General features: G+C 47.4%; 12 protein-coding genes. 3 read left to right on the forward strand and 9 right to left on the reverse strand.

The window, feature by feature from the left end; genetic code table 11:
* Nucleotides 1-400: 400 nt before the first annotated feature.
* Genes argS through ACFSUO_RS08765 form a run of 3 tightly spaced genes read right to left on the reverse strand, consistent with a single transcriptional unit; the run spans nt 401 to nt 2835 of the window.
* Nucleotides 401-2074 carry an arginine--tRNA ligase gene (gene argS, locus ACFSUO_RS08755; RefSeq protein WP_382393132.1) on the reverse strand — a complete coding sequence of 558 codons (1674 nt, stop codon included), beginning with the start codon at nt 2072-2074 and terminating at the stop codon, nt 401-403.
* A complete protein-coding gene (locus ACFSUO_RS08760) occupies nt 2071-2514 on the reverse strand; it encodes a DUF1934 domain-containing protein (RefSeq protein ID WP_382393134.1) in 444 nt (147 codons plus the stop codon). Before ACFSUO_RS08760 ends, argS begins: the two co-directional genes overlap by 4 nt.
* A gap of 57 nt (nt 2515-2571) precedes the next feature.
* Nucleotides 2572-2835, reverse strand: coding sequence for a hypothetical protein (locus tag ACFSUO_RS08765; RefSeq protein ID WP_382393136.1), 264 nt, complete (start codon nt 2833-2835; stop codon nt 2572-2574).
* A gap of 423 nt (nt 2836-3258) precedes the next feature.
* Between ACFSUO_RS08765 and ACFSUO_RS08770 the strand changes: the two genes are divergently transcribed.
* Nucleotides 3259-5316 carry a transglycosylase domain-containing protein gene (locus ACFSUO_RS08770; protein ID WP_382393138.1) on the forward strand — a complete coding sequence of 686 codons (2058 nt, stop codon included), beginning with the start codon at nt 3259-3261 and terminating at the stop codon, nt 5314-5316.
* Nucleotides 5313-5594: a hypothetical protein gene (locus ACFSUO_RS08775; protein WP_382393140.1), complete on the forward strand. Its 282-nt coding sequence runs from the start codon at nt 5313-5315 to the stop codon at nt 5592-5594. The genes ACFSUO_RS08770 and ACFSUO_RS08775 overlap by 4 nt, the downstream gene beginning before the upstream one ends.
* A gap of 197 nt (nt 5595-5791) precedes the next feature.
* Here the strand turns inward: ACFSUO_RS08775 and ACFSUO_RS08780 are convergent, their stop codons facing one another.
* The 3 genes from ACFSUO_RS08780 to ACFSUO_RS08790 all read right to left on the reverse strand — a co-directional run bounded on the left by ACFSUO_RS08780 (nt 5792) and on the right by ACFSUO_RS08790 (nt 8470).
* The gene (locus ACFSUO_RS08780) at nt 5792-6319 is read right to left on the reverse strand and encodes a YwhD family protein (protein WP_382393142.1); all 528 of its coding nucleotides are present in this window, start codon (nt 6317-6319) and stop codon (nt 5792-5794) included.
* Nucleotides 6320-6431: 112 nt separating this feature from the next.
* Nucleotides 6432-6932, reverse strand: a complete 501-nt coding sequence (locus ACFSUO_RS08785) for a YwgA family protein (protein WP_382393144.1) — start codon at nt 6930-6932, stop codon at nt 6432-6434.
* Between the two features lie 242 nt (nt 6933-7174).
* Nucleotides 7175-8470, reverse strand: coding sequence for an HD domain-containing protein (locus ACFSUO_RS08790; protein WP_382393146.1), 1296 nt, complete (start codon nt 8468-8470; stop codon nt 7175-7177).
* Between the two features lie 86 nt (nt 8471-8556).
* On the opposite strand from ACFSUO_RS08790, the gene ACFSUO_RS08795 reads away from it, so the two are divergent.
* Complete coding sequence (locus ACFSUO_RS08795) at nt 8557-9408, forward strand: lipoate--protein ligase family protein (protein ID WP_382393148.1); 852 nt, start codon at nt 8557-8559, stop codon at nt 9406-9408.
* Between the two features lie 51 nt (nt 9409-9459).
* On the opposite strand, the gene ACFSUO_RS08800 is transcribed toward ACFSUO_RS08795, so the two are convergent.
* From ACFSUO_RS08800 to ACFSUO_RS08810, 3 genes are all read right to left on the reverse strand, one after another.
* Nucleotides 9460-10221 carry an HAAS domain-containing protein gene (locus ACFSUO_RS08800; RefSeq protein ID WP_382393150.1) on the reverse strand — a complete coding sequence of 254 codons (762 nt, stop codon included), beginning with the start codon at nt 10219-10221 and terminating at the stop codon, nt 9460-9462.
* Nucleotides 10208-10564 (reverse strand): PadR family transcriptional regulator, encoded by a 357-nt coding sequence (locus tag ACFSUO_RS08805; RefSeq protein WP_382393152.1) that lies wholly within the window; start codon nt 10562-10564, stop codon nt 10208-10210. The genes ACFSUO_RS08800 and ACFSUO_RS08805 overlap by 14 nt, the downstream gene beginning before the upstream one ends.
* Before the next feature lie 136 nt (nt 10565-10700).
* The gene (locus ACFSUO_RS08810; protein WP_382393154.1) at nt 10701-10862 is read right to left on the reverse strand and encodes a hypothetical protein; all 162 of its coding nucleotides are present in this window, start codon (nt 10860-10862) and stop codon (nt 10701-10703) included.
* Nucleotides 10863-11071: the final 209 nt, after the last annotated feature.

The following is an 11071-nucleotide window of genomic DNA, read 5'->3' on the forward strand; positions in this document are numbered from 1 at the left end:
AGGAATATAAAAAGGGAGCAGACCATTACTATTATAGGAAATTTGTCAATGGAAAATGGTTACGAACGCGGGTTTCCCATTCACTGGGGAAAGAGATTCCTCCAAGAATCTGGAAGAATATTCTTAAACACCAGTTAGAGACAAAACAAGAAGAGTTTAATCGCAACAGTTAGGCAGGCCATTGACAAAGGAGCCTGCTTTTTTCTACAGGCAGTACAGCTGGACGGCCCTCGCTCGATTTGAAGCCGGTGTCGCTCGATTCGAGGTCTTTCTCGCTCGATTTGACCTGCTCAGGTCCACCGCTCAGTACCAACCTGTCCGCTTAAACTGGAACAGTAAGCCTGTTCCCGCGTCCCACTAAAAAGTTGCAGGAGTACTGAACCCCTGCAGCTAATGATGATTACATTTTTTCTGGTGCGGTTATTCCGATTAGTCCAAGGCCGTTTGCCAGGGTGGTGCGGACTGCTTTCATCAGGGCAATCCGGGCTTTTGTGCGTTCCGGGTTGTCCGGGTCGAGCACTTTTTCTGCATTATAGAAGCTATGCAGCTGGGATGCCAGGTCGAAAACATACTGCGGCACTTTATGCGGTGCGTGTTTTTCGCCAGCTTCCGCGATTGTTTGCGGAAATTCGCCCAGTTTTTTCAGCAGGTCCACTTCCTTCTCGGATGTGAGCAGTTTCGCGTCAAACTGCTCACTGTCGGCAAACCCTTTTTCCTCTGCCTGTTTTAGCATCGTACAAATCCTGGCATGGGCGTACTGTACGTAATAAACAGGGTTGTCGTTGGATTCGGAACGGGCCAGGTCCAAATCAAAGTCGAATTGGGTATCATTGGATCGCATAACGAAGAAGTAGCGTGTCGCGTCAACCCCTGCCTCTTCCATTAGATCCCGCAGTGCAACAGCATTGCCTGTCCGCTTGCTCATGCGCAGTTTCTCGCCGCCTTCAAACAGGTTGACGATCTGGATGATTTTTACACCCAATTTATCTTTCGGATAGCCGAGTGCCTGGATGGCAGCCTGCATCCGGGCGATATAGCCGTGATGGTCGGATCCCCATACATTAATAATCTTATTAAAGCCGCGCTCCAGCTTGTCTTTATGATAAGCGATGTCTGGTGTCAGGTACGTATAGCTGCCGTCCTGTTTGATTAAAACCCGATCCTTATCATCGCCAAAATCGGTCGAGCGGAACCAGGTTGCTCCGTCTTCTTCATACACATAACCGCCATTCCGCAGCGTTTCCACAGCTGCTTCCACTTTGCCGTCATTGTACAGCGACTGCTCGGAAAACCAGTTGTCAAAATGCACGCGGAAGTCGGCGAGGTCTTTCCTGATCTGCTCCAGCGCATGATTCAGCCCGTACTCCCGGAAAAAGGAATAACGCTCGGATTCATCGGCGTCCGCCCATTTTTCACCGTGTTCTTCCGCCAGCTCCCGGCCAATGGCAGCCACATCTTCACCGCGGTATCCGTCCTCAGGCATGACTGCATCACGGCCAAGTGCCTGCAAATACCGGACTGCAACGGACGAAGCGAGCTTATCGACCTGGTTGCCGGCATCGTTAATGTAATATTCCCGTTCGACGTCATAACCTGCCGCATCCAGCACATTGCAAAAAACATCACCATATGCCGCACCACGGGCATGGCCAAGATGCAGATCGCCGGTCGGGTTGACGGAGACAAACTCAACCTGCACCTTTTCCCCCTTGCCGGAATCCGTTCGGCCGTACGACTCCCCTGCTTCCAAAATGGCCGGAATCAAATCACCGAGAAAATCATTTTTCATAAAAAAGTTGATGAAGCCGGGCCCCGCCACTTCAACGCTGGCGACACTCGCTTTCGCTTGGTCGAGATGAGCCACGATATCATCGGCAATCTGGCGTGGTGCTTTTTTGGCGATACGTGCCAGCTGCATGGCAATATTGGTCGCAAAATCACCGTGCGTTTTTTCTTTCGGTTTTTCCAGAATGACTTCCGGCAGTTCTTCTTCTGCCGCCAATCCTGCCTGTACAACAGCTGCGGCAATCTCTTGTTTCAGTATATCTTCCGTCTGTGCCAACACGTTGCTCATTGAGAGTCCTCCTTATCACGTACGTTCAAGGTCAATTGATGATTGCGTTCATCCTGTCCATTCAATTTTACTGTATAAGCGATGGTCAACAAGCCAGCCTGCTCTGCTGCCGGCCTGCGGTAATCAATAGCTTTGGTATAGGTTTCCATATGTATCGTGCCATGCGGGTGCTGGTAAACATTTTCGGTGGACCGATGCGGACGGAACTGCTGATGCATGGCAACCGGCCCTTTCCGCTTGATGCTTACCCTGTCTTCATAAATCGTGATCAGACTGCTGACATTCGACCCGTCATCTAGTGTTTCTGTATACGTAAGCACGTCCATTGTTTCTTTTTGGTAAAACTGGCCTGTCTGCCTTACCGTATTGTACTCCATTTCACCATTGTCATCAATCGACGTTTCGAGCTCAATGGCAACCTGTTTTGCATTGTCCTTCATTCTTAACCGCTCCTGCATCATATAATAACCTATTATAGCGATAAATCCCACATGATTTCAATACAAAGGCTGACCGGTGATAGTTTTCCTGCCACTTGGGCTGAAATTTGACGTCGATGGTTGAAAATCTTGCGGCTCAGGATGATATTTTCTGTTAAAGGTTGATGATTGGTTCTGACCGGTCGATATGTGGACCCGAACGGTTGATTCCTCGCCCCGGACGGTTGATTTCTCCTCATATTGGTTGATTCTACACCCCGACCGGTTGATTTCTCGCCCCAACCGGTTGATTCTACCTGAAAACCGGTCGATTCTTCCCATACTGGTTGATTCTACACCTCGATCGGTCGATTTCTGGCCCCAACCGGTTGATTACACCTGAAAACCGGTCGATTCTTTCTCATTTTGGTTGATTCTACACCACGACCGGTTGATTTCTCGCCCCAACCGGTTGATTTCTCCTGATAACCGGTCGATTCTTTCTCATTTTGGTTGATTCTACACCCCGGCCGGTTGATTACTCACCCAAATCGGTTGATACCCCACCCCGACCAGCGCTGATGCCCCCCCTCTCGACAGCTTACACAAAAAATAACACCCCGCCTTTGCCTTTCCGCCACACCCCCGTCACTTTCGACATGTCACATCAACATTCAACACAATAACCCAAGCCCGGGTTTAATTTCGTTTATTTTTTCCCATAATGGAACTAGCTAGAAATCTGTCGAAAATGGAGTATGTGATATGCGGAATTTATTGCGGCTCAATGGAAACAAGAAACGGATGGCATACTTGGTGCCGCTGGCGGTGTTTGTGGTGAGCATGACACTTTTGGTCGGCGTTTATACGGTTAGTTTTCTGCTTGGCCCGCCGCCACTAACCAATGACCAGAACACGGTGTATTATGATACGAATGGGGACGTCATCGGGGAGGAACATGGTGCGGAAAACCGTCACTGGGTAAGTCTGGATGACATGTCGCCTCATCTCGTCAAGGCAACGCTGGCTGTTGAGGATCAGCATTTCTACGAGCATAATGGCTTCGATTTGAAACGGATTGCTGGTGCTTTGCTATCTGATTTGAAAAGTTTTTCCCTGAAAGAAGGCGCGAGCACCCTCACCCAGCAATATGCCCGGAATTTGTATTTGTCGCATGAAAAAACGTGGGTGCGCAAGCTGAAGGAAGCGTTTTATACGGTGCGGCTGGAGGTCCATTATTCCAAAAAGGAAATTCTCGAGGGGTACCTGAACACGATTTACTATGGACATGGCGCGTATGGCGTGGAAGCGGCGAGCAAGCATTTTTTCGATAAATCTGCAGACAGTCTCACACTGGCTGAAAGTGCGATGCTGGCTTCCATTCCGAAGGGCCCTGCGTACTATTCCCCGTTCAACAATCGGGAAAATGCCAAAAAACGCCAGCGCCACACCCTTAATGTCATGCTTGAAGACGGTGCCATTACCGAACAGGAACATAATCTGGCATCACGGAAAAAGCTCGCCTTTACCGATGCGGAAGAACGGGAGCGTGTACCGCTTGCTCCGTATTTTCAGGATACCGTTCTGAAGGAGGCTGCGTCGCTTCTTGGACTTGATGCGGAAAAGGTGCGCTCCGGCGGCTATCATATTCACACCACGCTTGATAAACAGTTGCAGCAGCAGATGAAACAGAGTGCATCCACGGTGATCCAGTCCGGCAGTGAGATCCAGCTCGGTGCCATGGCCATGGATCCCGCAACCGGTGGCGTCCGGGCCCTCATCGGCGGCCGGGATTATAACAACAGCCAGTTCAACCGGGCAATAAAGGCGGAGCGGATGCCGGGATCGGCTTTCAAACCGTTTCTGTATTACGCGGCACTGAAAAACGGCTACACTCCAGCAACCATGCTGATGAGCAAACCAACTGCATTCAGACTGGAAAATGGGAAAGTCTATCAGCCGAGCAACTATAATGGCTACTATGCCGACGAGCCCATAACACTTGCCCAGGCGCTGGCACTTTCAGATAACGTCTATGCCGTGAAGACGAACCTGTACCTTGGTCCGGAAAAGTTAGTCAAAACAGCCCGGAAATTCGGGTTTGACAGCAAGCTTCCGGCCGTCCCTTCCCTTGCTCTCGGGAGTGCTGCTGTGACGGTGGAAGAGATGGTAACCGGCTACGGGATGCTGGCCAATGGCGGACACCAGATTGAAGGCCATACCGTGACCAAAATTACGAACCGGCACGGCAGAACGGTTTTTGAACGCGAACAAGAAGAAGGAAAACAAGTGCTGGATCCGCAGACATCATTCGTCCTGACCCATCTATTAACCGGTATGTTTGACCACTCCCTTGATGGCTACATGTCGGTAACCGGATCGGGAATTGCCGATGACCTGAGCAGAGCCTATGCCGGCAAGTCAGGCACAACGAATGCGGACAGCTGGATGGTCGGATACAGCCCGTCCCTCACAGTAGGCGTGTGGACCGGGTATGACGACAACAGGCAAATGATGAAAGTAAATGAACACACATATGCCAAACAAATATGGGCAAGTGTTATGGAAGGTGCCCATAAGGAAAACGCAGGGAAAAAATTCAAAATGCCGTCCGGTGTAACCGGCATTCAGGTTGATCCCGAAAGCGGTAAACGAGCTACCCCTTATTGCGACACAAGCCGTCTCATGTATTTTGAAAAAGGAACTGGACCAGAGGAATACTGTGACGTGCATATGCCGGATGGTGATCAGAAGCCAGACAAAGACAAGGAAAAAGAGCAGGACAAGGGCATGCTCAAAAAAGTATTCGACTTTCTGTTTTGAGAAGGCTCAGAGGTTTTGCCTGTGGAATAGCTGCTTGCGGGGTAGATATTAGTTTCCAGGAGCCGGAAGTGGTGAAATATCTGCCGATTTGCGGCAGATATCAACCGGTGGGGGCCAAGTATCAACCGGTTTACGGTCGATATCAACCGCTGGGGCCAAGTATCGACCGGTTTCCGGTGGATATCAACCGCTGGGGCCAAGTATCAACCGGTCGACGGCTGTTATCAACCGCTCGAAGCATAGTATCAACCGGAAATATCAACTCGCCAACCCGTTAAGAAAATATCATCCCAAATTAACCAATAAATAGACCCAAAACAAAAAGAGCTGACTCCCGATAGGCAATGCCTCAGCCGGAGTCAGCTCTTCCTGTGTCCTAGTAATACATGTGTTAGTCCATGTACACATATTTTACAAAGTTCCATCCAAAAGTACAAGCCGAAAAATAATTGTTCATTATTCGGTCACAAAATGTTCATTCATTCGGAAGGGCTTCTTTTAATTCGTCGGAGGAATTCGCCCACATGTCGCCGCCTTCAAAATTAGCGAGGAAGTCTCTTAGCAATTTTTTAGAATGGTCGTCCATATGTTCCACCATAATTTTACCCTTCAGTGACTTTTCCATATGTGTGACATGCTCTGGCATGGACTTGTACGCACGCTTGATGGACCGGTCGACAACGATTTCACTGCCGCATACTCCGGAAAAGTATGGACCATTTTCACCCTTTTCCGTATTTACCCAGACGATCCAGTACAATTTGCCATTTGCGACAACATCCCTGTCATTTTGAAACTTAACACGGCGCTCAACCTCACTGCGCGCATGCATCGCTCCCATGTCGATAAACGCACGGTCCTCATTTGGATCAATGATGACGGATGACATATTCTCCAGGCTGATGGCACCAACGCCATATCCACCATGACCGTCATTCGGGTCATCTTTAATTATGGTGAACTGGTTGCTTTTCTTTTGATTGGAAGATTGATCCGAACTCATTTCAAAACCCTCCTAAAATAGGCTGATTCCCATTGTAGCATATTGTCCCAGCACTGTTCATCCGAACGCTCACCAGTCCGGATGGTCCCTCTTATAAAGCCACTGAACTGGTTCACTGCACCGGGGTGATCGTGCTGATAAACCGAAACGCCTCGTCCAATTCCAGTTCGGTGTAATTTTGCTTCGGTTTAACCGTATGCACTTTCTCAATTACTTCATCACGGCTCAGCCCGTCAAAATAAAGCACCGTCGAAACGAGCTCAAGAAACCGGGAGCTTTTTTCCTTCAGCAATGCAATCTGCCCGGTCATATCCGGCATGTCCATCTGAAATTGGTGCAGGAAATCCAGCCCGTCACCGGTTATGTCGTAACGATACTGAAAATAGTTGCTCTTCTCCTCTTTTTCCTCGGTAATGAAACCAAGGTTACACAGTTCCTCCACTCTTAGCGACAGCTCTTCGGAATACGGCCCGTAAAAATGAAACTGGTATTTTTCCTCGAATGGGAAGTTGCATTTTTGCAATATATAAATCATCTTCTGCAGCTTTTTCCGTCCGGTCACTTCCTTGGCCTCGGAAAAAAACTGCATGAGTTTAGCGTGGTCTGTCAGCATGGTATTTCGCTCCTTTACAATGTTGGGACATGGCAAAATTGGCCAAAAAACCCTTTTTAGAGGTTGTTCAAAAAGTCCAGTAAAAAGGACACTTCGAATTTTTTTCGTTGGCTTGCTTTTCCGTTGCTTATGTATAATTTCCATACACTCCGCTACTCGGGAGCTACGCCGCCTCGAACTTCTCGGTCCTTTCTATCCTCCTTTTTGAACACGCATTTTTATCCTTCTTCACCAACATGTACTTAAAGATGCAGCAATTCAACAATCCGCTCTTTTGCCGGATGATTGGCTGGCAGCTGTTTCAGCCGGTCTGCCGGGAAGTACAGCTTATGGTCTGTCCGTTTTTTTCCGGAAATTGACTCGACGATATCCGAGTTGCGGGACAGTTCCACTAAGTCCCCATCCGACATCAGCAAGTGAATTGGCAGACGCTCCTCTTCTTCGCCAGGACGGTAAAAATCGTACGGCAAATCGGATGAGGAGTCGACTTCCAGGTAGTAATCCGGGTCAATGCCCGCATCTTTAAACAGCGAGTAAAGCTCCTTCCACTCGTTCATTTGCTGATTTGGATTGAATTCGATGTATTTGAACAGGCGCCGGTTCATAAACCGCTCGCACAAATCGCGTAAAATAGGGTCTTCCTCTTCCTGCCAAAGCTGGAAATAATAAGACACAACCGCCTCATCCAGCTTCAAATAGTCACGAAGACCGACTGACTCATTAAAAAAGGAAATAAAATGAATCGGCTTCAGCTTGAATGTATAGTCATGTTCGTACAAATACTTAGCACGATGCAGGATTTTCGACAAAATCACTTCCGCGCTGCGGGTCACCGGGTGAAAATAAACTTGCCAGTACATCTGATAGCGGCTCATAATATAATCCTCGACAGCATGCATCCCGCTCGACTTGATAACAACCTGATCCTCCAGCGGCCGCATGACACGAAGGATCCGCTCCATGTCGAAATGCCCGTAGCTGACACCGGTGAAATACGCATCACGCTGCAGATAATCCATCCGGTCAGCGTCGATTTGACTGGAAATGAGGCTGACAACAAGCTTGTCCTCATATGTTTTGTCAATGACATCGGCGACTTTTTGGGAAAAACCGGGCTCGACCCGCTCCAGAATGCGGTGAATCTGTGTTTCTCCGAGGATAATCTGCTGGGTGAAATGCTCATGATCGAGTTTAAACACTTTTTCAAAGGAGTGGGAAAACGGTCCGTGCCCCAGGTCATGCAAGAGCGCAGCACACAGGCAGAGCAACCGCTCATTTCCATCCCAGCGCGGGCTGTCCTCAAAATTGGCGATAATCCGCCGGACGATTTCATAGACACCGAGCGAGTGATTGAACCGGCTGTGCTCGGCACCATGGAAGGTTAAGTATGTCGTCCCGAGCTGTTTAATCCGCCGCAGCCGCTGGAACTCAGGTGTTGCAATCAAATCCCAAATTACCCGGTCATTAACATGGACATACCGGTGCACCGGATCTTTGAAAACTTTTTCCTCATGCAATTGTTCATCTTTGTACGGCATTTTTTCACCTGTTTCTGTTCGGCAATTTGATTTATATTATATAATAGTTTCACTAGAGTTAAAAGGATAGACTAAAGGAGTACATTATGAAAAATTGGAAGGAAGTCGTTCACCACAAGGAGTTTCGTTACCTTGACCATACAGAAAAGAAATTTTTCCACGGGCGGGACTATACCGCACTGACGTCGTTTGCTGTCGACGATGTGCTTGCCCTGTCCGTTGCCGGTGCGGATGTGAATCCGGCGCTTCGGCTGTGGGTGCATCCGGATACCGTCGTTTTGGGCATCCCGGATTCACGTCTGCCCTATTTGGAAGAAGGTATTCGGCTTTTATCAGATCGTGGCTATAAAGCGGTTGTCCGCAATTCCGGCGGGCTGGCCGTCCCGCTGGATGCAGGCGTTTTGAACATTTCCCTCATCCTGCCCGATGTCAGTGGTATTTCCATCCACGAATGTTACGACGCCATGGTCCGCTTCATCCAGTTCATGCTGCGTGATGTCACCAGCGATATTGAAGCATATGAAATCATTGGTTCCTATTGCCCCGGCGACTATGACCTGAGTATCGGCGGAAAAAAATTCGCCGGCATCTCGCAGCGCCGTGTCAAAGACGGAGCAGCCATTCAGATTTATTTGGACGTGGAAGGTAAGGGCCAGGAGCGCGCCCAGCTGATCCGGGACTTTTATGACGTGGCCCGGAAAGGGGAGGAGACAAAATTTGACTATCCGGACATTAACCCTATCGTCATGGCTTCTTTATCCGAGCTGCTCGGAATAAAGCTGACCGTTGATGCAGTGAAAGAACGCGTGGAGCATGCACTGCAAGAAGTAAGCGAGGCGATTGTGACCGATGATTTTTCCGGAGATGAACTGGTGCAGTTTAAGAAGCGGTATGAGCAAATGGTGAAGCGAAATGAGAAGATTCGTGGGATGGAATAAACTGTTCACAGTCCAGCTAACCCTATTTCTATCGGGTTAGCTGAATCGTTTCTACTCACGGTTTAACTTTTTATTTACGAAAATAAGATATACTGCCAAACCACCATAAGTTATAAACAAACTTACTGTTATGACAGTAGTTTTTTCAAGTCCTGTCTGATTCAGAATCAGTTCCGGAAGATACAACAATGCAAGAATAATTGGAATAACCCAGCTTTTGGACCATATGGAAATTGCCGCTACAAACAATAACGTTAGGACACCAATAATAATCGACCCTATCTGTCCAAAGTGAAAAACAGGTGTTTCTACCGACCTGTCCAGGAAAATCAGACCAAAAAACAGCAGAAATGGAGCGCCGCCGACTATTGCTAACGTGAAGAACTGTTTTACGTTAGAAACCTGACGTGCAGAAATATATCTAAAAGCTCCAAATAATCCCAGGATGAACATACCCGAAATAACAATATGACCAATGATTGCTAAAATCGAATAAGAAAGTTCCCCCCTTAACAGATCTCCAATTATTTTAAAAGAAAATGAACCAAGGATAATAATAAGTGCATATTTGAACCAAGTTTTCGTATCAATATCCATTACACTCGAAAGCTGTTCCATATATGCTTTAGGTGAATCTCCTACCACTTTTTCAATTGGTTTGCCTTGTTCTTCCGCTTCTAAAAGATGAACTTCCAATTCTTCGACGATTTCATCTATCTCGTCTTCTTTTTTACCGCTGGAAAATAAATAAACCCGCAGTTCCTCCAAAAATTCCCTGCTTTTTTCGGATAATGGAACATTATTGATTGCCATCGAAACCACTCCCCTCTGTATCTACTTCATGGTTAAGGATTCCATTAACATTGGTCTGTAAATAATTCCAACGCTCAATGAACTTTACTAATTCCTCTTCCCCTTTTGCTGTAAGCGAATAATACTTTCTTTTCGGCCCGGCGGTTGACTTTTTCCGTGTGGACGTGACAAGCTCCTCCTTTTGCATCCGCATCAATAAAGGATAAATCGTCCCTTCACTTAGCGACTCAAACCCGTACTTCCCCAGCTGCTCTGCCAATTCGTACCCATATACTTCCCTGTCTTTAATAATAGCCAGCAAACATCCATCCAGAATCCCTTTCATCATCTGTGTTGTCGACAATGGCGTGTCACCCCATTTGTATATCATGTATTACAAGGTATATTTGCATTATATCCATAAATATCTTGCAATGCAAGGTATTATTTTTTAAAAGCGTACAGCCGTAACTGTACGCTTTTCATCTGTCGTGGGGATTTTAACTCACTAGCCAGGCAATAACAAATCCAATTCCTATCACCGCCCATAGACCTGTTCTAGTATTCGATCGTTTGCGTTTATCTGTTATCTTACCTGCAAAAAATTCACCGATCCCGCCTGAGATAACCATTATAATCGCTGACCAAAACAATTCACTCATCGATCTCCCCCTCGAAACTACCCTTCGTTTTTCAAAGCACCACGATAAGCCTTAATATGCACCTGTCACAAGATGCTTTTCCTCACGAACAACTCTTTTTGTTTATAGCAGAATGAATTTCATCCTGAATTATTCATTGAAACTTAGTAGAAAAGTGCAATTGTTTGTCGCCCAAGCGGTTTCGCCAAATTACATTTTCATCAAATAAA

This window comes from Lentibacillus juripiscarius (assembly GCF_042685205.1).
Taxonomy (GTDB): Bacteria; Bacillota; Bacilli; order Bacillales; family Amphibacillaceae; genus Lentibacillus; species Lentibacillus juripiscarius.